The sequence below is a fragment of the Ruegeria sp. BI7 genome (assembly GCF_056537925.1).
Genome location: NZ_JBQFSK010000008.1, coordinates 55,839 through 79,437 on the forward strand (window position 1 = coordinate 55,839; position 23,599 = coordinate 79,437).

General features: G+C 57.0%; 18 protein-coding genes. 6 read left to right on the forward strand and 12 right to left on the reverse strand.

The features are described from left to right. Positions 1-24 precede the first annotated feature (24 nt). Positions 25-2,460, reverse strand: coding sequence for a GcvT family protein (locus tag ACR0JB_RS16585; RefSeq protein ID WP_480790079.1), 2,436 nt, complete (start codon positions 2,458-2,460; stop codon positions 25-27). Between the two features lie 182 nt (positions 2,461-2,642). On the opposite strand from ACR0JB_RS16585, the gene ACR0JB_RS16590 reads away from it, so the two are divergent. Both ACR0JB_RS16590 and ACR0JB_RS16595 read left to right on the forward strand, forming a co-directional pair. Beyond that, the gene (locus ACR0JB_RS16590) at positions 2,643-4,163 is read left to right on the forward strand and encodes a trimethylamine methyltransferase family protein (RefSeq protein WP_170507198.1); all 1,521 of its coding nucleotides are present in this window, start codon (positions 2,643-2,645) and stop codon (positions 4,161-4,163) included. Between the two features lie 72 nt (positions 4,164-4,235). Next, positions 4,236-5,207, forward strand: coding sequence for an agmatinase (locus tag ACR0JB_RS16595; RefSeq protein WP_170397862.1), 972 nt, complete (start codon positions 4,236-4,238; stop codon positions 5,205-5,207). Here the strand turns inward: ACR0JB_RS16595 and ACR0JB_RS16600 are convergent. The 7 genes from ACR0JB_RS16600 to gntH form a co-directional block, all read right to left on the reverse strand. Beyond that, positions 5,204-6,184 carry an arginase family protein gene (locus ACR0JB_RS16600; RefSeq protein ID WP_170397865.1) on the reverse strand — a complete coding sequence of 327 codons (981 nt, stop codon included), beginning with the start codon at positions 6,182-6,184 and terminating at the stop codon, positions 5,204-5,206. The two genes, ACR0JB_RS16595 and ACR0JB_RS16600, sit on opposite strands and share 4 nt — an antisense overlap. 54 nt (positions 6,185-6,238) lie before the next feature. Further along, positions 6,239-7,828 carry an ABC transporter permease gene (locus tag ACR0JB_RS16605; RefSeq protein WP_170362101.1) on the reverse strand — a complete coding sequence of 530 codons (1,590 nt, stop codon included), beginning with the start codon at positions 7,826-7,828 and terminating at the stop codon, positions 6,239-6,241. Continuing rightward, positions 7,821-8,858 (reverse strand): quaternary amine ABC transporter ATP-binding protein, encoded by a 1,038-nt coding sequence (locus tag ACR0JB_RS16610; RefSeq protein ID WP_170350898.1) that lies wholly within the window; start codon positions 8,856-8,858, stop codon positions 7,821-7,823. The genes ACR0JB_RS16605 and ACR0JB_RS16610 overlap by 8 nt, the downstream gene beginning before the upstream one ends. A gap of 77 nt (positions 8,859-8,935) precedes the next feature. Continuing rightward, positions 8,936-9,886 carry an ABC transporter substrate-binding protein gene (locus tag ACR0JB_RS16615; protein WP_170350897.1) on the reverse strand — a complete coding sequence of 317 codons (951 nt, stop codon included), beginning with the start codon at positions 9,884-9,886 and terminating at the stop codon, positions 8,936-8,938. A gap of 394 nt (positions 9,887-10,280) precedes the next feature. Then, entirely contained in the window at positions 10,281-11,531 is a 1,251-nt protein-coding gene (locus ACR0JB_RS16620) for a HupE/UreJ family protein (RefSeq protein ID WP_480790080.1), read from the reverse strand. Then, a complete protein-coding gene (locus ACR0JB_RS16625; protein ID WP_170397871.1) occupies positions 11,528-13,285 on the reverse strand; it encodes a hypothetical protein in 1,758 nt (585 codons plus the stop codon). Before ACR0JB_RS16625 ends, ACR0JB_RS16620 begins: the two co-directional genes overlap by 4 nt. Positions 13,286-13,414: 129 nt before the next feature. Continuing rightward, positions 13,415-14,743 (reverse strand): guanitoxin biosynthesis MBL fold metallo-hydrolase GntH, encoded by a 1,329-nt coding sequence (gntH, locus tag ACR0JB_RS16630; protein ID WP_170397874.1) that lies wholly within the window; start codon positions 14,741-14,743, stop codon positions 13,415-13,417. 354 nt (positions 14,744-15,097) lie between these two features. Between gntH and ACR0JB_RS16635 the strand changes: the two genes are divergently transcribed. Both ACR0JB_RS16635 and ACR0JB_RS16640 read left to right on the forward strand, forming a co-directional pair. Continuing rightward, positions 15,098-16,264: a tetratricopeptide repeat protein gene (locus tag ACR0JB_RS16635; protein WP_170397877.1), complete on the forward strand. Its 1,167-nt coding sequence runs from the start codon at positions 15,098-15,100 to the stop codon at positions 16,262-16,264. A gap of 155 nt (positions 16,265-16,419) precedes the next feature. Then, positions 16,420-17,289: a bifunctional allantoicase/(S)-ureidoglycine aminohydrolase gene (locus tag ACR0JB_RS16640; RefSeq protein ID WP_480790081.1), complete on the forward strand. Its 870-nt coding sequence runs from the start codon at positions 16,420-16,422 to the stop codon at positions 17,287-17,289. Positions 17,290-17,463: 174 nt separating this feature from the next. Here ACR0JB_RS16640 and ACR0JB_RS16645 read toward each other — a convergent pair whose 3' ends face one another. From ACR0JB_RS16645 to puuE, 3 genes are read right to left on the reverse strand one after another with little or no spacing between them, the layout of a single operon-like run. After that, positions 17,464-18,888 carry a uracil-xanthine permease family protein gene (locus ACR0JB_RS16645; RefSeq protein WP_170350894.1) on the reverse strand — a complete coding sequence of 475 codons (1,425 nt, stop codon included), beginning with the start codon at positions 18,886-18,888 and terminating at the stop codon, positions 17,464-17,466. A gap of 54 nt (positions 18,889-18,942) precedes the next feature. Continuing rightward, complete coding sequence (locus ACR0JB_RS16650; RefSeq protein ID WP_170397883.1) at positions 18,943-19,428, reverse strand: ureidoglycolate lyase; 486 nt, start codon at positions 19,426-19,428, stop codon at positions 18,943-18,945. After that, a complete protein-coding gene (gene puuE / locus ACR0JB_RS16655) occupies positions 19,425-20,837 on the reverse strand; it encodes an allantoinase PuuE (protein WP_170397886.1) in 1,413 nt (470 codons plus the stop codon). The genes ACR0JB_RS16650 and puuE overlap by 4 nt, the downstream gene beginning before the upstream one ends. Positions 20,838-20,984: 147 nt before the next feature. Between puuE and uraH the strand changes: the two genes are divergently transcribed. After that, on the forward strand, positions 20,985-21,338 hold the full coding sequence (uraH, locus tag ACR0JB_RS16660) for a hydroxyisourate hydrolase (RefSeq protein WP_170397889.1): 354 nt from the start codon (positions 20,985-20,987) through the stop codon (positions 21,336-21,338). A gap of 8 nt (positions 21,339-21,346) precedes the next feature. Here uraH and ACR0JB_RS16665 read toward each other — a convergent pair whose 3' ends face one another. After that, positions 21,347-22,264 (reverse strand): LysR family transcriptional regulator, encoded by a 918-nt coding sequence (locus ACR0JB_RS16665; RefSeq protein ID WP_170397893.1) that lies wholly within the window; start codon positions 22,262-22,264, stop codon positions 21,347-21,349. A gap of 101 nt (positions 22,265-22,365) precedes the next feature. Here ACR0JB_RS16665 and ACR0JB_RS16670 point away from each other — a divergent pair, with 101 nt between their 5' ends. After that, the gene (locus ACR0JB_RS16670) at positions 22,366-23,598 is read left to right on the forward strand and encodes a urate hydroxylase PuuD (RefSeq protein WP_170397895.1); all 1,233 of its coding nucleotides are present in this window, start codon (positions 22,366-22,368) and stop codon (positions 23,596-23,598) included. Position 23,599 lies beyond the last annotated feature (1 nt).

Consider the following 23,599-nt stretch of genomic DNA (forward strand, 5'->3'; position numbering starts at 1 on the left):
GTGAAGTCGACTGACGGGCTGGAATTACTCTCGCATCCGCTCGAATCCCGGATCGTAAGGTGACGGCGGTATGACCGTAGCGCGCACGCGATGACCGCAGGAATCCAGCTCCATTTCAGCCCCGAAATCGGCCAGTTCGGGATCGACAAACCCATGTGCCAGATTGAGCCCGGTGCGGTGCCCCCAATCGCCCGAGGTAATTGTGCCCACAACACGCTCACCTTGCATCAATGACGCGCCGGGATGCGCAGGCTGTTGTGTTGCGTGGACCTGCAGAGCAACCAGTTTTTTGCGCGCGCCCTCTGCCTGCCGTTTCAGTAATGCGTCGCGCCCGATAAATTCACCCTTGTTCAGCTTCACAAAGCGATCCAGCCCCGTCTCAAACGGATCAAATTCGGTGGTCAGATCGGCCTTCCAATGTAGAAAGCTCTTCTCCATGCGCATGGATTCCACTGCCCGCGCGCCGAACAGTTTCAACCCGTACGCGCCCCCAGCCTGACGCAATGCCAGATAGGCTGCATAAAGCGAGGCGTTGGGCACGTGAATTTCATAAGCCAGCTCACCCGAGAAACTGATACCCATAACCATCGCCGGGGCGATCCCGACAAAACATTCCCGCACGCTGAGCCACGGAAATGCCGAAGCGGACCAATCGCCACGTGCGCAGGCAGACAGTACATCGCGGGCTTTCGGGCCAGCTAGCACCAGAATGGTCTGATCGCTGGTCAGGCTGCGCAGCTGAACGTCCTCGCTAGCCCGAACATGCTGGGCCAGCCAATCCATGTCGTGAAATTCACTGGCGGCGGCCGAGCCATACCACAGACGGGCGGAACCCCGATCGCTGGCCGGCAGGTTGGCAACGGTCGCCTCGGCCTTGACCATGCCGTGATGGTTCAACAAATACCCCAGCCCCACCCGGCCCTCGCGCCGGGTGACGGTGCCGCAGAACATCCGGTCCAGAAAGGCATGCCGATCCGCACCCGTGATTTCGATCCGGTTGAAACCATTCACCTCAGCCAGCCCGACGCCGGTTTGCACATTTGCCACCTCAGCCGCGACCAGATCAAAGGTTTCGTCAAAATCGAAACTAAGCTTCGGAGAAAAGCTGGGGGAAGGCTTGATGTACTCCACCCTTTCCCACCCGTTGACCACGGTGAATTCCGCCCCTTCTGCCGCCAACACCGGCGTTAACGGCGTCGTCTTGGCCGGTCGTCCGGCAGGGCGGTGTTCATGGGGGAAGTGAAACCGGAATTCGTTCTGATAGTCTTCAATTGCTTTCAGCGCAGTGAGTTCCACATTCGCATGGCCCGTGAACCGGCGCGGGTCCAGACACCAAGTGTCATAACAGGCCTCTCCATGCACGATCTGCTGGGCCAGCAACCAGCCATGGCCACCGCCTTCGCCCAACCCCGCACGCAGCCCAATGATACAGAAGGCATTGCGCTTGCCGGGGATCGGCCCAACTAAAGGCGCGCCGTCAATGGTATAAGTGATCGGCCCGTTGACAATCGTATGAACCCCGACCTCCATCAGTGCGGGCATTCGGGCAAACGCGCCTTCGAGCACGTCAGTCACCCGGTCCAGATCATCAGGGCACAAGGCGTTGACGAAGTTTGGGTCGATCCCGTCCATCCCCCAAGTCTTGCAATCCTGTTCGTAAAATCCCAGCAGCAGCCCGTTTTTTTCCTGGCGGCAGTAATAGTCGCTGATCGGGCAGCGCAGCAGAGGCATCCGGTGCCCCGCATCTCGGATGGCAGGGATTTCTTCGGTCAGGAAATACTGATGCTCCATCGACGCGACCGGATGGTGAACCCCCATCATCGCGCCAACCTCGTTAACCCTGTAGCCGCAGGCATTCACCACAACATCGCAGTCGATGTCGCCATGTTCGGTATGCACGGTCCAAGTGTCGTCGCTGTGTTGTGTCAAGGCCGTAACGGGGGTGTTGCGATAGACCTCGGCCCCGGCTTTGCGCGCCCTGCGCGCCAGCGCCTGACACAGCTGGGCCGGGTCGATGTCTCCATCCATGGGATCCCACAGCCCGCCAATCAAATTCTCGGTCGAGATCAGCGGGTGGCGACGGGCGCATTCCTCGGCGTCGATCACTTCGAATTCCACATCCATCCCGCGTGCCATCGATGCGAAATGGCGATAGCCTTGCATCTGCGCCTGCGTGTTGGCCAGACGGATACCACCATCGCCATGATGATAGTTGATCGGATAATCCGGGTCCTCGGCCAGTTCCTTGTACAACCGGATCGAATGAGATTTCAGACCAACCATTGTCTGGTTCATCCCGAAATTCGTCACCTGTGCCGCCGAATGCCATGTCGTGCCCGAGGTCAGCTCGTTCCGCTCGACCAAAACCACGTCCGTCCACCCTTCTTGCGTCAGGTGGTACAGCGTTGAACATCCGGCGATACCGCCGCCGATGACAACGACCTTGGTGCGCGACTTCATGGCTCTGCTCCCTCTTGTCTCCGACAAGTCTTGCGGAAAAAAGGGCTGAGCCGACAACAGGGGCATCGACTGTATTGAAAAATCGAAACTGCGATTGAGGATTTTGAAATTCGCAATTCCCCTTTGCCGCAGACCGGATTTGCCGATTAGGGTTTCCGAAAGACGCGCGGGAAAGGAAAGGGATGTCCTCGGAAGGTGCCAAACGAAGCGGTCGGCGGGCCCGGCATGCGCAGCGCGCGGCCAAGCCTATGATCGATCCCTGTCCGCCCGGTCAGAAAGGTGGCGCGTTCAAGCCATTGACGCAGCCCGAGATCACACAAATCTACGACACCGCCCTACTCCTGCTGGAAACGTTGGGCATGGGCGAGGTTCCAGACCGGCTGGCCGCTGATCTGCGGGCGGCTGGCGCGCAGCCGGGTGAACAGGGTCGGTTGGTGTTTCCACGTGAAATGGTAGAGCGCGTAATCCAGGGCGCCGCCAAAACATTCACCTTCCACGGTCGGGACGAAACCCGATCCATTCAGGTTGGCGGCGACCGCGTGTTCTTTGGCACCGGAGGGGCCGCCGTACAGACCCTGGACATGGATACCGGTCTGTACCGGCCTTCGACATTGGCTGATCTGCATGATTTCGCGCGGTTGCAGGACACGTTGGCCAATGTCAGCTGGTTCACGCGCTGTTGTGTGGCAACCGACCTGCCGGATGTGCGCGATCTGGACATCAACACAGTTTATGCACTGGTGCGCAACACGACCAAACCAGTGGCAACTTCATTCACGCTGGCCGAGAATGTCGCCCCGATTGTCGAGATGCTGGATATCGTGGCCGGCGGGCCGGGTGAGTTCGCAAAACGCCCCTTTCTGAAAGCCCATATCAGCCCGGTAATATCTCCGCTGCGTTACGGCGAAGATGCTGTGGACGTGGTCTATGAATGTATCGCAAACAACATACCCATGTCCTGCATCACCGCAGCGCAAGCAGGTGCAACCGCCCCTGCAACACTCGCGGGGTTTCTGGCGCAATCGCTGGCCGAGACACTGGCCAGTTTGGTCATGGTCAACGCGATCCAGCCCGGCTTTCCGATGGTGTTTTCCAACTGGCCCTTCATCGTGGACCTGCGCACCGGCTCGTTTGCCGGGGGCAGCGGTGAAACCGCCATCCTGAACGCCGCTTCAGCGCAGATCACAAACTGGCTGGGTCTGCCCTCGGGTGTCGCGGCGTCGATGGCCGACGCAAAGGCCATCGACGCGCAATACGGCGCGGAAAAGGGTATGACATCGCTGGCTGCCGCACTGGCCGGGGGCAACCTGATCTATGAAAGCTCGGGCATGACTGCCTCGCTATTGGGTGTCAGTTTCGAGGCTTTTGTGTTGGATAACGAAATGCACTCGCACACCTACCGGGCGTTGCGTGGGATCGAAGTGACTGAGGAAAATCTGGGCTTCGACGCGATCTGCCATTCGGTTCTGGGAGACGGTCATTTTCTGGGCAGTTCGCATACGTACGCGGCGATGGAGCGGGATTACTTCTACCCGGACCTGGCCGATAGGAACGAGCCGCGCACGTGGCAGGAAGAAGGCGCACCAGACGCTTGGTCAGCTGCACGCGAAAAGGCTAAAGAAGTGCTGACCACGCATCATCCGAAGTATCTGACCGACGCGCAGGACGCCGAAATCCGCAAACGCTTTCGCATTCTGATCTGAACGCGTCAGCCCATTTCCAACCGACAATTCTGCCGCTAGGCTCGCCCGCAACCTAAAGAGAATGGGGACCTCATGACCAATACGTTTTTTCAGCCGGTCTCGGCGATGGAGCTTGCCCGGTTTGCCGGCATTCCCACCTTCATGCGGCTGCCCAGTATGACACTGGATCACGAACGCATTGCCGAGGTTGAACTGGGCCTGGTCGGCATTCCTTGGGACGGCGGTACCACCAACCGCCCCGGCGCGCGGCATGGGCCACGCCAGTTGCGGGATTTCTCGACCATGATTCGCGCGATGAACCCGGTGACCGGGGTCGCGCCATTCTCGCGGGTCAATTGCGCCGATCTGGGCGACGTCGCGCCAAACCCGGTGGATATCGGGGATACGCTGGAACGGGTGACTGCGTTCTACTCGGATTTGCAGGTACGCGGCATTACCCCGCTGACCGCTGGAGGGGATCACCTGACCACCCTGCCCGTCCTGCGCGCGCTGGCCAAATCCGGCCCGCTTGGCCTGATCCAGTTTGACAGCCATACCGACCTGTTCGACACCTATTTCGGTGGTCATAGGTTCACCCACGGCACCCCGTTCCGCCGCGCTGTCGAAGAAGGACTGGTCGACCCAAAACGTTTTGTTCAGGTCGGCATTCGCGGTACCGCCTATAACACGGAAGACATCGAATGGGGCGAGGCGCAGGGCATCCGCATCATCCGCATCGAGGAACTGTTCGATCGCGGCATCGACGACGTCATGATCGAAGTGCGCAGTATTGTCGGAACGGCACCGACCTATTGCACCTATGACATCGACTTCGTCGACCCGACCTATGCGCCCGGCACCGGCACGCCCGAAATCGGCGGACCGAACAGTTTTCAGGCGCAGCAGGTCATTCGCAAGATGGCTGGCGTCAATCTGGTTGGGGCCGATCTGGTCGAGGTCGCGCCGCCCTTCGATCCCGAAGGCGGCACAGCCTGGCTTGGTATTTCGCTGATGTTCGAACTGCTCTGCGTGCTGGCGCAGGCGGTGGATGCGCGGCGATCTTAGGCCGCGCTGACGTTCTCAGCGATCATCGAGATCATCTCGAACATCACCGCTGCTGCTGTCAGGGCGGTGATGTTGTTGGGGCTGTCCTTGGTGGGCATCATGCAGACGACGTCGCCGCCCACAATGTTCAACCCGCGCGCGGCGTGCAGAATGCCGACGGCTTCGTCTATGTCGAAGCCCTTCTCACCGGGCTCCAGATTGGACACCGCAGGCGCAACTGTCGGGTCGAGGCAATCCAGATCAAAGGTGATATAGACCGGACGATCACCCAGAACCTCTTTGGTCTGTGCCACCACATCCGCAAGCCCGCGCTGGCGGAATTCGCGCATGGTGACGATGTTATACCCATAGTCGTATGAGGGTTGCAGCCAGTCCAGACTTCGCGGATGGCCACGAAGACCGATCTGCATGGATCGTGTCGGGTCGACCTGCCCCTGATCGGCCAGATAAGCCCCCCAATGCGCCGCCGATTTCTTGGCACCCAGAAAGTGATCGACCTTGGTGAACACATCCGTGTGGGCGTCCAGATGCAGAAAGCTAATCGGCTCACCGCCCGCCAGCTTGCCCCGGCCCAACGCTTGCACGATTCCGCCCGTTATGGAGTGATCGCCACCCACCGAAACAGGCCGCGCACCAGCTGCATCGATATCTTTGTAAAACTGCGTGATGCGCTCGATGCAGTCCTCGTTGTCATTGGCCCTGGGGAACGGCACGTCGCCCACATCGGCAATCCGCGCAGTGTTCCAGGGATCGATCCCAAACAGCGAATGAACACGGCGCTGCACGGCCGAGACATGGCGCAAGGCGCGCGGACCGAGATGCTGATCCCGCTCGGTCGTGCCATTGCCGGTGGAATGGGGCACGCCAGCCAGCGCGATATCCTGCCCTACAGGCCCGACATTCGGGCAGCGGAACAGGGTGGGCACCCCCCACCAGTAAAGGTTTTCCATCATGGATTGTTCATAACGGTCTGTCATTGTTGTCCCCGGTAAAAGAAAAACGCCCCCGGCGGAAACCGGGGGCGAGTATGTTCAGAGTTTCTCGTCTTCTCGCCGGAAGGCCCCTTGCACGATCCGGTCCATGACCATGGCCAGGAACAGGATTGCAAAGCCGCCCAGCAGGCCCGGACCCTTGGCGGCGTATTGCAGCGCCTCAAGGATTTCCTTGCCCAAACCACCACCGCCGATCAGCGAGATGATCACCACCATCGACAGACACATCAGGATGGTCTGGTTCACCCCGGTCATGATGGACGGCAAGGCCAGCGGGATTTCCACATCTTTCAGCAACTGCCATTTGGACGCGCCAAAGGCGACGGCCGCTTCCTTGATGCTTTCCGGAACCCCGCGCATACCCAGCGCAGTCAGACGGATCACCGGTGGCATGCCAAAGATGATCGTGGCCAGAATGCCCGGCGGGTTACCCGTGCCAAAGAAGGCAATGATCGGGATCAGATAGACGAAGGCCGGAAGCGTCTGCATCAAGTCCAGCACAGGTTCCGCTGCGCGATAGGCGCGTTTGGACTTGCCAAACCAGATGCCCAGCGGGATCCCGAACACAACACACAGCAGCACCGCAGCCCCAACCAGGGCCACTGTCTCCATCGCCACATCCCAGTAGCCCAGCAAGGCGATATAGGCCAGCGAAGACGCGGTGAAGATCGCCACGCGCGGACCCGCCGCACGCCATGCGGTCACGCAGATGACCAGCATCACAACTGGCCACGGCGACCCGATCAACGCCACCGTCAACGCATCCAGAACCGAACGGACACCGGCGACAATCCCGTCAAAAACGTCTCCCCCAGCAGCGGCAGCAGCGTCAATCCTCGCCTCCATCCAACTGGCCAGGTTAGAAAACAGCGTTCCCTCGCCCGGGCCCAAAATAATCTCGGACACTTGTTCCTCGGGGAAGGCATCCAACAAAGGCAACGAAGCGTTCACCGTGAACTTATAGACGATCAATGGCGCAATCGCGGCCACCAGAATGGCACCCATCACTGTGTTGCGCGTGGAACGGCCGCTTTCCGTACTGGCCGGATCCGTCCGCCATTTCGAATACTGCTTTTCATAGACCCGGTCCGCATAGAACCCCTGCACCAGTTTGAATACCAGCAGCATCAGCAGGCCAGTGACCATAATACCCACAGCCTCGGACTGTGCAGCAGCAGCCTTTTCAAAACTGGAATCGGCGGCCTTTTGGATGTTTTCAGCCAGTTTGGTGAACCGGTCTATGTCGGCCTTTTCCGTGGCTTCACCAGCCCGTTCCAGCAGCTCGTTCGCGCGGGCCTGCTGGCGCTCGGCCCGCTCGGCCAGGTCGGCCCCGGGATTGCCCCAGGCCCCACGTCCGATCTGAACCCACGCGATGATTTCCAGAATCAGGAAGGTCCAGAACATGCCCCAGATTGCACGCGACGCCGACCAGAAAGGCCCAAGCACCGCTGCCCACAGGTTGAACGTGTTCGGAACCGGGCTGGTCGCATCATGGATTTTGTGGAACGCGTTGACATAGTAATCACCGCTCGGCCCGACGAAATCGTGAATGGACTGGTCCAGCGCCTCGCGGTCGACCTCGATATCTGAGGCCGCCGTTACTTTGACCTCTGTGGTTGCATCAGTCATTTTTGCCCCCCTGAATTCCGCGCAGCAGGCGTGGTTTGGTCACAACGCCCACATCGGCACCCGCGTCAGTGATGATCACTGGCATATCCGTATTGACGGCCAGGTCGATCAACTGATCCAGATCCGCCCCTTCGTCTGCACGTGGCGCGCCCTCGGTCGGGCCGGAATAGCTTTCCATGGGTTCCATGATCGAATGCGCCTTGACCAGTTTGAGCTTGGAGATGCCCTGCACAAACTCGCGCACATAGTCGTCCGCCGGGTTCATGACGATGTCTTCCGGCGTGCCGATCTGAACGATCACGCCGTCTTTCATGATTGCAATCCGGTGACCGATGCGAATGGCCTCATCCAGATCGTGAGTGATAAACAATGTCGTCTTCTGCAACTGCGCCACCAACGCCTTGAACTGATCCTGCAATTGCAAGCGGATCAGCGGGTCAAGGGCCGAAAACGGTTCGTCCATCAGCAGAATTTCCGGGTCCGAAGCCAACGCGCGGGCGATCCCCACCCGCTGCTGCATACCGCCCGACAGTTCTTTGGGCAGGCGATCCTCATATCCAGTCAGGTCCACCAGACCCAGCGCGTGATCGGAAACCGCCCAGCGTTTCGATTTGGAAACCTTTCGAATTTCCAGCGGATAGGCCACGTTATCGCGCACCGAACGGTGCGGCATCAGCGCCATATGTTGGAACACCATCCCGATCTGCTGTGCCCGAATGCGCCGCAGTTCATTTTCGGAAATCTTGGACACATCGTGCCCCAGAATTTCGATCTTGCCTGCGGTCGGCTCGATCAGGCGGTTCACGTGCCGCACCAGCGTCGACTTGCCCGAACCCGATAGGCCCATGATGCAGAAAATCTCTCCCCGAGGCACTTCGAAGGTGGCACCCTGCACACCCACGACACAATTGAATCTTTCCAGAACTTCGGGCTTTCCTATGCCCTCGTTCCGCACTGCGGTCATGGCTTCTTCGGCCCGTGCGCCAAAGATCTTCCAGACATCCGTCAGTTTTACGACTGTTTCTGTCATTTTTGTCCCTTCGATGCAGAACAGGCCGCCGGTCAACTCCGGCGGCCTGTCCGAGTTTCAGCCCTGATTGGCGTCACTCACTGTGACATCCAGTCCAAAACGGCATCTTCGTTGGCTGCCACCCACTCTTCCGCATAGGCAGCAGGCTCTTTGCCTTCGATCACCAGCGCATAGGTCATGGCGGAAACCGAATCGGTATCCAGCTTCATGTTGGCCAGCAATTGGGCAACCTCAGGATATTCATCCTCAAGGGCCTTTGCATAGTGCAGGTGCAAATAGGCCAGATCCCAGGCTACACCGGCCTCGGACTTTTCAAGCCAATCCGGATCGTCGGTGGGCTGAAGCACATTCCACTTGGACGCGTCATAGGCCGGCTCTTCCAGAATCTGCATATCGTGCAGGGCAAACACGTAGTGCGGCGTGTAGCAGAACCCGACCCATGGGTCGCCTGCCTTGATCGCATTGTCGAGGTTCGCATAGGCGACGGTCTCGTCAATCTCGGTCAGCTCCATAACCTGATCGTAGCCGTAGGACTTGGCCCGGATTTTTTCGACATTGGTCGAGGCCCAACCCGGCGCACCGATCCATACTTCACCCTGGCCGTCACCATTGCTGTCGAACAGCGCGGCAATGTCGGGGTTGGTCAGATCGTCGATCGAACGGATGTCGTTGGCATCCGCTGTCGCCTTGTCGACACACATGCCCTGGAACGCTTCAACACCATTGGGGTTGAACGCAACGGTGCCTTTGTCGGTCACATAGGTGTCGTGCAGATTCTGCTGGTTCGGCATCCAAACTTCGGGGTGAACATGCATCGCACCGGAATCCATCGCCTCGAAAACGATTGGGTTGGTACCGTTCTGCAGTTCGACCTCAAGCCCGAGGTTCTGTTCAATCGCTACCTTCAGGATATGCGCTGTCGCATTCACCGATGGCCAGTTCGGCACACCGATCACGATGTCCGCGGCCATAGCAGGCCCGGCGATCGCCATTGATGCGCCTCCCAGTAGCGTTGCAAATTTTTTCATCTGATATCTCCATGTTGGTCGTCTTTAGTGCTTATTGTTGTCCCCGGTCTGACCGAGACGCACCTTTCGAACAAATGCCGGAAAGCCGAATTACCTGTCTTCTTAGGAAAACAACTTGCTACTCCGGGATTGCCCGAAAATTCAAACATGCCAGCACGCCGCCCATCAAGAGCTTCGCGCGACAATTTCCTTAATACGATATTATCGTAGGTTAGTTTCGCTTTTTTGCAAATTGAATGGCTGTGACGCCTGAATTTTTCGCATGAAGGCTTCTGGCATAGCTTTGTCGATTTTGTTTCGGAAGAAAACCACCGTAACGATATCCACGAAAAAGTTGCGTTTCACACTGTTGATCCCTTCGCGCTATGCATCGCGACCGCTTGGGAAATGCGCATCACAGGAAAAATTCTGCCCGTTCCACGACCCAGACCATCGCGATCAAGCTGGCACAGACTGCGACTGCAGCGCGAGAACCTATCCAGACACGACCCGGCTGTTTGCGCAAAGACAGAACCAGCGGCCATACCAGCACAACAATCATCAACTGCCCAAGCTCGACACCGACATTGAAAGCCAGCAGGCTTTGCCACACGTTGGGTGCATCCACCCGCAAGATCTGGTGCAGCATGAAGGAAAATCCGAACCCGTGCAGCAGTCCAATGCCCGAGGTGATCGCAAACGCCTTCAGGTCCCCGTGTTCCTGCTCAGGAGGTTGAACAGCCATCACAGCCGCGTAGATGATCGACACTGCAATCGCCAGCTCGACGGTCGGGATGAACCACGCGCCACTGGGGGCGATACCAAAAAACCCAAGGATCAGCGTTACTGTATGGCCAAGGGTGAAACCCGTGACACGCGCCAGCAGACTTTTCAGATTCAACGCGCCGATGATCATGCACAGCACGAACAGCACATGATCGGGGCCTTCCAGAATATGCCGGATACCTTCGACCACAAAGGTCGAAGCCGCAGCGGTGGCCGACCCGGATATTGTGATCGGATCATGCATCAGGCCAGTTGCGCGGAAGGTTCGGATTTGCCCGTTATTGTAGTCGAGGATCAGGTTCGCTGTTTCGTCTTGCCCCGGCAGACCAGGGTTTGATCTGTGGGACATGCTGTAGGTGCCCACAGGCCCAGCGGCATAGCGTATATGCAGGTCCAGCATGACGTCGCCAACATAGGTCTCACCAACTGCTGTTGGATACACTTCCCCTGCGGTGGTCGCATCTTGCGCCTCTGCGAGGGTTGCAAAGCCAGGCTCAGACCCCAGCGGGTACAGGCGCATGGACATTACGGTTGCTGGTTGGAGCTGCCCCATGGCGGAAAGATTAACTGTGTCAGCCGCCAGAATGGCCAATCTATCAGGATCGCTCAGCAATGCGGCTTGATCCAGGTAATGCATCAGCGCGCCGTCTTCGATCTGATTGTAGGTATAGGGCGCGGGAACAGGCAGTCCGTCCTGCCCTTCGGACCCGACTAGTTCCGCCACCAGATAAGACAAGGGCATGCGCAGATAGACGTCCAAACCCTCCTCAGAGTGAGTCACATGATGGACCCGCACGTTCTGATTCAAATTGAAATGCGCAAGCGCAGGTTGGCAAAGCAAGCCAACTAGAACCGCAAGAAAAATGAATGCAGATCTCATGAGTTGCCTCCTACCGACAAGGGTTGAGGGTCAATTCGGGCTTCAAGAATGGTCAGGCCTGACAAAAACCACGCGTCGGTGTCGTGTTCGACATCCAGCAACGCGCGATAAGACACATTGCGACGGTGCATGTGCCCCCAATGCCCGCCAGTGACCAAGGCATTCCAACGGGCCAGAATTCGATTGCTGCCATCAGCCGTGTGCTCGATGCGTTCCACGACCAGCCCGTCGGTGGATTCGATCTGAGCCGTCGCCCCCGATGGCAGAGTTACAGACAAGCCCCTTCGGGTTTCCATTTCGACATCTTTCAGCCCTTCTACCGTGACGAACCTGCTCAGTGCCTTCGACATCTGCGGGCTTTGCGTTTCCAATCGCGCGATGGCCAGGTTCGAGACAATTGCCTCGGTGACATCCACAGCTGTGGCTGTATCGGGCAGGGTTTTGGTTGGAAAGGTCACCTCGACTGTCATCGTTCTCAAAGCGCCAGAGGCGAGACAGATTGACAGGGCGCCGACTGCCCAGCCCTGCCATTGGCCCGAACGGTTTCGCCATGCAAGCGCCGCAAGAAACATCGCCACAACTCCAAGGCCAAATGACAAGCCCGGCACCATTACGACACGCGATGTAGCGACCATCACAGGTTGGGTCTTGGGATCGCTCCACTTGAGAATGTAGTTTTTCCACGTGATGTCAGGTGCATCTCGGGTCACTTGACCGGGCACGGCCCCGGCGGGATCTGTAATTTGAACCGGAACCGTGTCCGTCTCTTTGGTGAACAAATCCCATTTCAGGGAAACATTTTTGGGCAACGCGTCGCGCGGGTATGACAGGACAATGCCCAATATGGCGGTGACCCGGTTTGCTTCTGACGGGCTTCCCAAGACTTTCAAACCTTCGACACCCACGGACAGCTGTTCAACTTTTGCCAAGCTTGGCAACGCAACCGAACCGTCGATTGTCAGCGGATTGCTGTGCGAAAACAGGTCGATAGCCTGCCGCTTGACCTTCGCCATGGCGTTGGCATCAAGTAGCGTTTCGTCGCCGAGTTTGAGATCAAGCCAGCCCTCCAGATCGCGCAGACGGAAGATCACTTCGTGTCGAACCTCGCGCGGCTCAACGGACACGAACGACATCAACGCAGATTTGTGGTGCCGGGTCAGGTTCGGATTCTCGAACCTGCTGTACCACGGGTCGTTCCAGTTGGGGTAAAAGACCTCGGATCGGGACAGATAACGGTAATCGGTCACAGCTACGCCAAGGTGATCGAAAATTACACCGATGGCCGCAGTTGGAATTCCATCAGACGTGAGCGGCGGCTTAAAGGTTATTTCCGCTGGTTTGTGATCAAAAGGATAATCAAGAACAACGTAAACGACTTGGGCGGAGCGCCCGTCCTGCCGGGTCAGGCCGTAGCTTGGCCTGAAAGCCGTCACTCGGGGTTTTCTTGGCCGAACCTCAAGTTGAACCGTCTGCGGAACAAGTTCTGCGCCGTCGGCAAGAACCTCGAAGGCTTTGCCCGTGCGTTCTGAAAAGTTGCTTGCTGGGCCTTCATCCTGCGGTGCTTTCGCCAAAAATCCGTGCACATCGCCCAAATCAATTTCCAACGCGACCCGAACCCGATCTTTCAGCACCGAGATTTCCGCAAAATTTGCCGCGGTTTCTGCACCGTTCGCCGGCAACAGGTCGGCGCGTATGATCAGCGGATGCGAGACCAGAAAAACTGTCAGAATGATCAAACGCTTAAGGTTCGCCATCAGAGGGACCTCCTATGCTGGATCCACTCTGTGCTTCTTGCTCCAAACCCGAGGTTCAGCCTGAAGAAATGAAGCACAGAGACCGGCGCCAGATGGCAACGCCTAAAAGCGCCGGTTGGTCTTGAGGGATTATTTGGGTTCGGATTTTTCCGGGTAAGGGAAATCCTGTCCCAATGCTTCGCTGGCCTCTTCGTAAATCGGTCGCAAAACATCTTCGACGTCCCAGACACCACCGGCGACAAAGTCGCTGAAATCCAGCGTCTCTACACCCAGTTTGTCAGCCATCGCCGTTTTGTCTTCCACATTTGGCGGCTCTGCTGGGGCGGCCAACGGGGGGGCCCATGTTCGTTCCTCAGTCGCGGCCATACGAACGACTATGTCGTCCTTGGTCACATTCCAGACCATGAAGTCCTCTGACAGGCTAAGCGGGCCATCATAGGTGGACCGGATGCGTTCATACACACCGTTGACCGTGTCGAAGTCATTGAAGAAGTGATAGGCGACCGCCATGCGGGGTTTGATTTCGCTCATGACCTTGCCGAACGCCTCGGGGGCGGTGTGAACCTGCGTGCCAACCTGTAGGGCCGATTCCGGTGTGAACTTCATTTTGCTGACCAGTTCCGGCACAGCGATGAAGCACTCATGGATGACCAGATCAGCGTCTCTGGCATATTCAACGAACCATTTGTTGGGATACGTGTCCGAGCTAAAGACGAACTTCAGATCATTCCACTCCAGCGCATAGCTGACCGAGCCATCAATGGAATGGATTGCAGGAAACGTACGGATGACAACGCCGTTTTCCTCATAGATGGGCTCATTCTCAAGCTTATAGTCGAATTCGGTCACATCCATGACATAGCCACGGAAGTCCACGTTTCCGGCCCGGCCCGCCAGGTCCCACGATAGCATTTCCTGCATACGGTCCAACGCATAGGCCGTGCCAAGTTCCGGCACCGCGCCACTTGGCCCCCACACCCGAAGGGGAACATTGCGCCCCATCAAGGCACCACCGATGAACAGGTCATGCAACGCCCCGAAATGATCGGTGTGCAGATGCCCTATGAACACTTTGTCGAGATAGTTGTACGGGATTTGCAGCGAAGAAATTCGCTCGGCTGAACCCGACCCGATATCGAACAGGAACTTGTCGCCATTCCCAAGTTCGACCAGGAAACAGGCTGCGGCTTGCGCGGCGCGGGTCGTTGGCATTCCGGTGCCACAGGCAATCACCCGCATTTCGTCCGGTTTCAGGTCCTCACTGTTTGGGTAATACGTATCTCTCTCCCTCGCCTTGACCGGCGACACCTCGGGTGTCTCCTGCGCCAAGGCCATGGGAGGGCCGAACGTGTCACCAAGGATTTTCAGCCCTCCGTTCGGGGCGGCCAGCCAGAATCCAAACGTCACCCCGGCGGCCAAATAGACCGAGTACTTCAATAGCCGTTTTCGTCTATTCATGATTTGCACTCCCTTGCTGAAATCGCCGACAGCTTCGGTGAAAAAGAAAAGTCGTCGTCGGCAGGTCATCCTGTGCGATGCAAGGTCAGTGTCCCGCAGGTTTTTCTTCGAGGTAACGGAATCACGGTGACACAGGGGTGACTCACGCTGATTTCAGGTGCATTATTACATTCGAATACGATCTAAAAACCTTGCAAACAAAGGGGTTTAATGGCGTCAGATATTCGAAACACCGAAAAGACCAACGCAATGCTAGCGGTTTGCGGCAGCGAACTATTCGCCCATCTGGACCGCCTGTGTGCCTTTTTGAAATACATCGTCACTGAGGAACTGGAAGGCCGCGGCGCGCTTATCATGGGCAAAACCATCGCCCAAGATGTATATGATCGGGACCCTGCCGAAGAAGGCGACATAAACAATGTCGTCAGGGTGGACGCGCGACGCCTGCGGCAAACCCTCAAACATTACTACGACACGGCAGGACGCTCTGATCCCGTCAGGATTTTCGTCGACACAGGAGGGTACAGGCCGCGTTTCGAACGGGTCGCGATTGCCTCATCTGATAAGAGCGAGAATCCTCGTCGCACCTTCGGGTGGGCGGCGCTGTCCTTTGTTGTCGGAACCGGGATTGGTATAGGTATCGCAATCATCGGCCTGGGGGAAAATTCCGAAACACGGGTTCACCAGAGTACTCAAATTCCAACGCAGGACTCGTTGAGACGTCAGGCCGTGATCGAACAGTCGGCATCTTCTCTGCAAGCCATGAACCTGGCCGATCAAGCCAGAAGCATGATGTTTCCTATCTTTGACCGCCCGCGCCAACAATTGGTGACAGAGGTATTCCGCCGCGTTATCGAGTTGGGCCCTGATTATTTCGGGGGCTATGCGGGGGCAGCTCAGGCGCTTGCGACACTTGCCATAGTGACACCGCCAGGCCCTGAAAAATCGGAGTTGACCCGTGAAGCCATGACCATGGCCGACAATGCGTTGCGTCTGGCACCCGCTGACCCGTGGGCTCAGTCCGCCCAGGCATGGGCCAAATTCGCGAACAGAGAATATAATGAGGCCATGAGGATATCGAAAAGGGCCGTAGCACTAGCGCCTGACGATGAACATGTTCTGGACATTCACGGCTCGATCGCGCTGTTCTCCGGTCACTTTGCCGAAGCCGCGCGTCATGCGGAAAAAGCCATGAACGGCGGCCGAAGCAACCAGAGATTTGCGAACCGCAATATTTTTGGCGCCGCGAATTTCCATCTTGAAAACTACCAGACGTCTTTGGATGCCTTTTCGGCAGCAGCGAGTTACGGGGATCCGATCAGCGCGCCCTCTTTCGCCTATCAGACCGCCGCTCTTTACGAATTGGGTAAAACCAAAGAGGCCGCGCGCAAATATGCCGAGTTAAAGAGTTCATGGCCCGATGCGGATGTGGAAAAAATGCTGACTGGCATCTTCAAAGACCCGTTACACGCCGAAAAGGTTATCAAAAGCATGAAGGCTTTGGAAAGCAATCCAAACTGACCCAATTGTCCAAAGGCAACCACCATTGGGCGAGGCAGGCTTTGACAGCGGGCACTTTCAAATCTTTTCGAATAGAGCTGTCGCCTCTTTGTGGGTGGTCGATGGATGTGACCGGCGCATATTTTAGAGCAAACGGTTATTCTTCAGGAGCATACATGAACACCAAGTATTTCGCGCCGCACGGGGGCCATCCCGCGCAGGACCAACTGTTGACTGACCGCGCTGTTTTTACGGACGCTTATGCCGTCATTCCCAAAGGCACAATGCGGGACATCGTGACCAGCTTTCTACCGTTTTGGGACGACACGCGCTTGTGGGTAATCTCGCGCCCGCTGAGCGGCTTTGCCGAAACATTCTCGCAATACATAATGGAGGTGCAGCCGGGCGGGGGCTCTGACCGGCCTGAGGTCGACCCCGAGGCCGAAGGCGTTTTGTTCGTTGTCGAAGGAACAGCGACGTTGAACGTCGAAGGCGAAACCTACGAATTGACCCCTGGTGGCTATGCCTATTTGCCTTGTGCAAGTGAATGGACGCTGCACAACCACGCTGAAGAAACGCTGCGGTTCCACTGGATCAGAAAAGCCTATGAGGCGGTCGAAGCGCTGGATAAGCCCGATGTTCTGATCCTTAACGAAAACGATATTGAGCCGACAACCATGCCCGGCACAGACGGCAAATGGGCCACAACACGGTTTGTCGACCCAAGTGACCTGCGTCACGACATGCATGTCACGATTGTCACGTTTGAGCCGGGTGCAGTCATCCCATTCCTCGAGACGCATGTAATGGAGCACGGGCTCTATGTCCTCGAAGGAAAAGCTGTTTACCGGTTAAACAATGACTGGGTCGAGGTTGAGGCCGGCGATTACATGTGGTTGCGTGCGTTTTGTCCCCAGGCTTGCTATGCAGGTGGTCCGGGTAAATTCCGTTACCTTCTTTACAAGGATGTAAATCGGCACATGGCACTGAGACCGGGATCTGTTGCCTACCCTCAGCATAAGCGCCTCAGTGCGGCGGCTGAATAGCAACTAAATAGTCAGGAACATAGATGGGCCGCCTCGATTTCGGGCGGCTTGGTCGTTCGGCCTCTGCTTCCTCAAATCTGATTCTGGCAGAGGGATTTCCGAACAAACAAAAGCGGCGCACCTCGGCACGCCGCTTTTTTTACTGTGTCACGTGGAATGCCATTTCAGGCATCACTAGACGTGATCGTCATGTCCAATCGACCCCTGACCGTGACCCGCCATACCACCTGAAACCTCTTCGGTTGCCTCGTCCGAAAGTTCCTCGGGCAGAACCAGGTTCAAAACAATCGCGATGACGGCGGCGGGAAGGATACCCGAGGTGGCCAGAACCTTTAATGTGCCGGGCAGATACTGCAAAGCACCGGGCTCAAGCTGCAATCCAAGGCCAAGGCTCAGCGCAATCGCAAAGATCACCATGTTGCGACGGTTCCAGTTCACGTCCGACAACATCGAGACACCCGCCGCGACCACCATGCCGAACATAACGATTACGCCACCGCCAAGCACTTCGATCGGGATGGATGAGATAATCGCACCTATTTTCGGGATCAGACCACAAATGATCAAGAAAAGCGCACCGATGGTGACAACCATGCGGCTCATGACACCGGTCATGGCAATCAGACCGACGTTCTGGCTGAACGATGTATTCGGCAACGCGCCAAAAAGGCCCGAGATTGCGGTGCCGACACCATCGGCATAGGTCGCGCCCTGAATTTCCTTGTCGGTCGCTTCTCGTCCAGCGCCGCCCTTGGTGATACCGGACACGTCGCCCACCGTTTCGACCGCTGATACAAAGGACATCGCGCAGAAGCCAATGATCGCCGCGACCGAAAATTCAATGCCGAAATGCAGCGGGTTCGGCAGTGCGAAGGAAGCCGCGTTGCCAACATTGCCCAGATTCACCTGACCAAGTGCAAATGCCACCGCGTACCCGACCAACAGGCCGATCAGCACCGCTGACACAGACAACATACCCCGCGCAAAGAACTTCAGACCAAGCGTGACCACGATCACGGTGCTTGCCATGAACCAGTTAAGGCCCGAGCCGTATTCTTCGGTACCGATGGCGGGCACACCGCCAGCGGCGTATTGAACGCCGACCTTCACAAGCGCCAAACCAATCATGGTCACCACTAGACCTGTCACCAGTGGCGGCAGCGCAAATCGAAGACGTCCGATGAACAGCCCTAAGAACGCATGGAACAGCCCACCAACAACAACGCCGCCCATCAGGACAGCAATGGCATCAACGCCCTTTCCAACCACCAGCGGGATCATGATCGGGATGAAGGCGAACGATGTCCCCTGCACGATGGGCAAACGGGCTCCGACAGGACCCACACCAATGGACTGGAACAACGTGGCGACGCCCGCAAAGAACATCGACATCTGGATCATATAGATCATCTGCGGAAAATCGGGACTGTTCGAGCCAAACCCAAACCCAGCCGCGCCGCAAACGATAATGGCTGGCGTAACGTTCGAGACGAACATCGCCAGCACGTGCTGAATGCCCAGTGGGACCGCTTTGATAAGTGGTGGTGAGTAATTCGGATCGCGGAGCTGCTCCGGCGTTCCGATGGTTGCATCTGACATTTTGTCTTTCCTCCCTTGAGAGACGTTAACCGGCTCCTCTTCCGGCTAGGTTTCTCATTCTGTGATTGTGAAGGGCTCCTCGAACCAATGCTCCTGAAGGTTGGGCCCGGTTCCAATTCGGTCGACCACTGCAAAAAGCCCGGGCGCGTGGAGCGGGGTCAGAACCCCATGCCACGTGTTGCGGTGATAATTCACGCCCTGCCCCGGTGCTGTTTTGAATGCGATAGGCTGTCCGGGGACTCCATCTTCGTCGGGCGCCACGACCACAACAAAGGGTTTGTCCGACAAGGGCAGAAAGGCCTGACTTCCATCCGGGTGACGTTCGACCATATCCAGTTTGATCGGCAGGCTGAACGCCTCGGACTGAAACACGCTGATCCCGGCGCGCCCGTCATGGAAATCCAGCGCGGCGCGGTCATGATACCGCGCGCACTTGCCCTGATTGATGTATTTGTCCACATCACCAGCCACTTCGATGACATCGCCGAATGGCGCAAAGGCCTCGGACGTCAGGGGCAGAAGATTCAGGACAGTCGTCATCCCGCGAACTTCTCGATCAGGCGCAGTTCCGCGATCCGTTCGACCTGGCGGCAGGCTTCGGCAAATTCGGTGTCGCGGTCGCTGTCGATACGGCGGTTGAAGGCGTCTAGAATGCTGGCTTTCGTGTTGTCCTTGACCGCAATGATGAAGGGAAAGCCGAACTTGGTTGTGTATGCCTCGTTCAGCGCTGTGAAATTCGCGCGTTCTTCGTCCGTCAGCATATCCAGACCGGCCCCGGCCTGTTCAGCCGTGCTTTCCTTGGTCAGACGACCTGCCGCGGCAAGCTTGCCCGCCAGATCCGGGTGGGCAGTCAGAACACCCAGACGTTTTTCGGCAGAGGCCGTACGGAACACCCGCGCCAGCGCGTTGTGAACTCCGGCAGCATTGTCATGGGTCGGCCCAAGCTCCAGATCATACGCGCCTTCGGCAATCCATGGGCTGTGTTCGAATATGCCGCCGAATTCGGCAACAAAGGTGGGCTGGTCCATTTCGGACGGGGTGAGGCGTTGCATCGGGGGGTGTTCCTTTGCCCAGTGATCGGCAATCTGTTCGCGCGTCGCGAACCAGACACCGTCATGTTTCATGAAATGCTCCAACGCGCGTTTCAGCGCCATGGCGCGGCCCGGCCGGCCAATCAACCGACAATGCAGACCAATTGAGAGCATCTTGGGCGCACCGGCTTCGCCTTCGGCATACAGCATGTCGAAGCTGTCTTTCAGATAACTTTCGAACTGGTCGCCAGTAGTGAACCCCGCCTGAATCGCAAAGCGCATGTCGTTGCAGTCCAGCGTATAGGGCATGATCAACTGATCTTTGCCACCGGCCTTTGTCCAATAGGGCAAATCGTCGGCATAGCTGTCTGCGATATAGGCAAAGTCGCCTTCCTCGGCGGCCAGATCGACTGTATTCATCGAGCAACGGCCCGTGTACCAACCGCGCGGCGGCTGGCCCGTGACCTCGGTATGCAGACGGATCGCTTCGCGGATTTGCGCGCGTTCTTCGTCTGGGCTCATGTCTTTGTGTTCGATCCACTTCAAGCCATGGCTGGCGATTTCCCACCCTGCGTGCTGCATTGCCGCAACTTGTGCCGGTGCGCGGGCCAACGCAGTGGCCACGCCATAAACAGTGATGGGGAGGTCTTGGAGAAGCTGGTGAACGCGCCAGAATCCGGCACGGCTGCCGTATTCATAGATCGTCTCCATGTTCCAGTGTCTTTGGCCGGGCCAAGGGGCGGCACCGGTGACCTCGGACAAAAATGCCTCGGACGCGGCATCACCATGTAAGATGTTGTTTTCACCGCCCTCTTCGTAGTTCAGCACAATCTGAACCGCGATTTTGGCATCATTGGGCCAATTGGCTGTGGGCACTTGCCCACCATAGCCGGTCATATCTCGTGGATAACGCGTCACATCAATTTCCTTCTTCTTGAAATGATGAATACCCCAGATAATCGACGATGTTTTTCAAAAAATACAACAAAGAGTTTCGGCCAGTCAGCCTTTGCCTCTTGGGGAGTATTCGGATTAGTAATTTCCAAGTTTTATAGAGAGGCGCAAATGTCAGGTTACCTAACTACACATGTTCTGGACACGGCGCGGGGGTGCCCTGCCGAGGGTCTGAAAATCGAACTTTTTCGAATTGAGGGGGCTGGCCGTACACTGCTGAAAACCCTGGTCACCAATGACGACGGCCGCACGGATGAACAAATCCTGCCCGAAGCCGAGTTTTCATTGGGCGAGTACGAATTGATTTTCTACGCCGGGGAATACCTGGACGCATCTGGCACTCCGCCCGAGGATCCACGTTTTCTGAACGTAATCCCAATCCGCTTCGGGATGTCCGAACAGTCGCATTACCATGTGCCGCTGCTTCTTTCGCCCTTCGGGTACTCAACCTATCGCGGCAGCTGAGCCGCCTTTTAGGACGTGTTTGTCTCAGCAATCGTTGAACCAATACGCTCGATTATGAACTCCATGAACAGGCGTGTCTTGGGGTCCTGCATACGACGGTGGGTAAACAAACACGCCATTTGAATCGGTTCCGGTGGTGTTTTAACCGCGACCGGAACCAAGGTACCGGCGTTGAGGTACTTTGAAATCTCAAATACCGGCTTCAACGCGATGCCGTGCCCGGCCAAGGCCCAATCCGTCAACACGTCGCCATCGTCTGACTCGTACCGCCCTGAAACACGGAATCGCTTTGGTCCGGTTTCGGTTCTCAAAAGCCACTGGAATTCAGTTGCACCGGGAAACCGCAGGCTGAGGCATTCATGCCCATTGGCGACAATATCGTCGCCACTTTCTGGCATCCCATGTTTCTTGATGTATTTCGGGGATGCACACAGAACCCGTTCCACGTCAGCAATCTTTCGAATGCGCAAATTGCTGTCCTCGGGCTGACCAAGGAAGAAAGCCAAATCCAGGCCTTCGGTCGTGATATCCACATTTCGATCAGTCAGCCTTAGCCGAACATTCACCTCAGGGTATTCAGCCAGAAATTTTGGCACCTGCGGTGCTATCAGACGCCGACCAACCCCCAAGGGGGCGGCGATATACAGCGATCCCTTGAGGTTCTCGGTGATATTGACGATTTGCGCTTCGGCGTTCTGGACGGCTTCAAGAATTTCCGTCGCCCCCCGATAAAACGATTTTCCCTGTTCTGTCGGCGTCAGGCTGCGCGTTGTACGTTGAAACAGACGTACACCAAGATGTTCTTCAAGCTGGGAAATTCTAGCTGATGTTACAGCCGGCGAAACCCGCAAATCGCGGCCCGCAGCAGACATGCTGCCCAATTCATAGACACGGACAAAAGTGCGGATGTTATCGAAGTAGGACATTTTTTTGCATTTTTTGATACTGCTTGGTCTTTCGCAGCAATACCAGAACAAACCTCTATCGCATAGAGTGCACAGGAACTTTGAACTTTAGGAGCAATGCCATGTACGACTTGGCCGTAATGTGGGAGTGGATCGCCTTTTCTGTCCGCTGGCTGCATGTGATCACCGCGATGGCGTGGATTGGCGCGTCATTCTATTTTATCGCGCTGGACCTCATGCTTAAGCCGAACCCTACCCTACCGGACGGGGCTTATGGCGAGGAATGGGAAGTACATGGCGGCGGGTTCTATCACACCGTCAAATACCTTGTGGCGCCTGCCCAGATGCCGGAACATCTGACCTGGCACAAATGGCAGAGCTATACGACCTGGCTATCTGGAGCGGCCCTTCTGATGATCATCTACTGGGTCGGCGGTGAGCTGTTCCTGCTTGATCCAACCAAGGTGGATTTGGCGCTGTGGCAAGGCATCCTGATCTCTGGCGGTTCGCTGACTATCGGATGGTTGCTGTACGATCAGATGTGCAAATCCAAGCTCAGCGACCACCCGACCGTGTTGATGCTGTTGCTGTTCGTGATCCTGGTGATCATGTCCTGGGGTTATAACCAGATCTTCACTGGCCGCGCTGCGCTCTTGCACCTTGGTGCGTTCACGGCAACGATCATGACGGCCAATGTGTTCTTTCAGATTATGCCCAACCAGCGGATCGTGGTCGAAGACCTCAAGGCTGGTCGGACGCCCGACGCCAAATATGGCAAGATCGCCAAGGTGCGTTCGACGCACAACAACTATCTGACCTTGCCGGTCGTGTTCCTGATGTTGTCAAACCACTATCCGCTGGCTTTCGGAACCGAGTATTCGTGGATCATTGCCAGCCTGATCTTCCTAACAGGCGTGACCATCCGGCATTACTTCAACACCATGCACTCGACCGGGGAAGGCCCGCACTGGACCTGGGCTGTCACGGTCATTCTCATGGTCATAATCGCTTGGCTGTCTTCGGTCAGGCCAACAGAAACATGGGAAGACGCCGAAGCCCGCGAGCTGACACCATATGAACAGAAATATGCGTCAGCCGCCGGTTTTGAGGCCGCGTATGACACGGTGCTGGGCAATTGCTCCATGTGTCATGCGCGCGAGCCGGTCTACGGCACCATGAAATGGGCACCCAAGAAGGTTTACCTTGAAACACCCGGTGACGTGGCCCGGCAGGCCGACCAGATTTATCTGCAGGCTGGGATCAGCCACGCGATGCCGCCACCATCGGCGGTTCAGATGGATGAAGAAGCACGCCAGACCATTGTTGCGTGGATCAACGAAGTCAGAGATCAATAGC

Bases quoted from the DNA above. Each gene is read 5' to 3' on its own strand.
- ACR0JB_RS16585 (WP_480790079.1), bottom strand. From the start codon at position 2,460: ATGAAGTCGCGCACCAAGGTCGTTGTCATCGGCGGCGGTATCGCCGGA.
- ACR0JB_RS16590 (WP_170507198.1), top strand. From the start codon at position 2,643: ATGTCCTCGGAAGGTGCCAAACGAAGCGGTCGGCGGGCCCGGCATGCG.
- ACR0JB_RS16595 (WP_170397862.1), top strand. From the start codon at position 4,236: ATGACCAATACGTTTTTTCAGCCGGTCTCGGCGATGGAGCTTGCCCGG.
- ACR0JB_RS16600 (WP_170397865.1), bottom strand. From the start codon at position 6,184: ATGACAGACCGTTATGAACAATCCATGATGGAAAACCTTTACTGGTGG.
- ACR0JB_RS16605 (WP_170362101.1), bottom strand. From the start codon at position 7,828: ATGACTGATGCAACCACAGAGGTCAAAGTAACGGCGGCCTCAGATATC.
- ACR0JB_RS16610 (WP_170350898.1), bottom strand. From the start codon at position 8,858: ATGACAGAAACAGTCGTAAAACTGACGGATGTCTGGAAGATCTTTGGC.
- ACR0JB_RS16615 (WP_170350897.1), bottom strand. From the start codon at position 9,886: ATGAAAAAATTTGCAACGCTACTGGGAGGCGCATCAATGGCGATCGCC.
- ACR0JB_RS16620 (WP_480790080.1), bottom strand. From the start codon at position 11,531: ATGAGATCTGCATTCATTTTTCTTGCGGTTCTAGTTGGCTTGCTTTGC.
- ACR0JB_RS16625 (WP_170397871.1), bottom strand. From the start codon at position 13,285: ATGGCGAACCTTAAGCGTTTGATCATTCTGACAGTTTTTCTGGTCTCG.
- gntH (WP_170397874.1), bottom strand. From the start codon at position 14,743: ATGAATAGACGAAAACGGCTATTGAAGTACTCGGTCTATTTGGCCGCC.
- ACR0JB_RS16635 (WP_170397877.1), top strand. From the start codon at position 15,098: ATGGGCAAAACCATCGCCCAAGATGTATATGATCGGGACCCTGCCGAA.
- ACR0JB_RS16640 (WP_480790081.1), top strand. From the start codon at position 16,420: ATGAACACCAAGTATTTCGCGCCGCACGGGGGCCATCCCGCGCAGGAC.
- ACR0JB_RS16645 (WP_170350894.1), bottom strand. From the start codon at position 18,888: ATGTCAGATGCAACCATCGGAACGCCGGAGCAGCTCCGCGATCCGAAT.
- ACR0JB_RS16650 (WP_170397883.1), bottom strand. From the start codon at position 19,428: ATGACGACTGTCCTGAATCTTCTGCCCCTGACGTCCGAGGCCTTTGCG.
- uraH (WP_170397889.1), top strand. From the start codon at position 20,985: ATGTCAGGTTACCTAACTACACATGTTCTGGACACGGCGCGGGGGTGC.
- ACR0JB_RS16665 (WP_170397893.1), bottom strand. From the start codon at position 22,264: ATGTCCTACTTCGATAACATCCGCACTTTTGTCCGTGTCTATGAATTG.
- ACR0JB_RS16670 (WP_170397895.1), top strand. From the start codon at position 22,366: ATGTACGACTTGGCCGTAATGTGGGAGTGGATCGCCTTTTCTGTCCGC.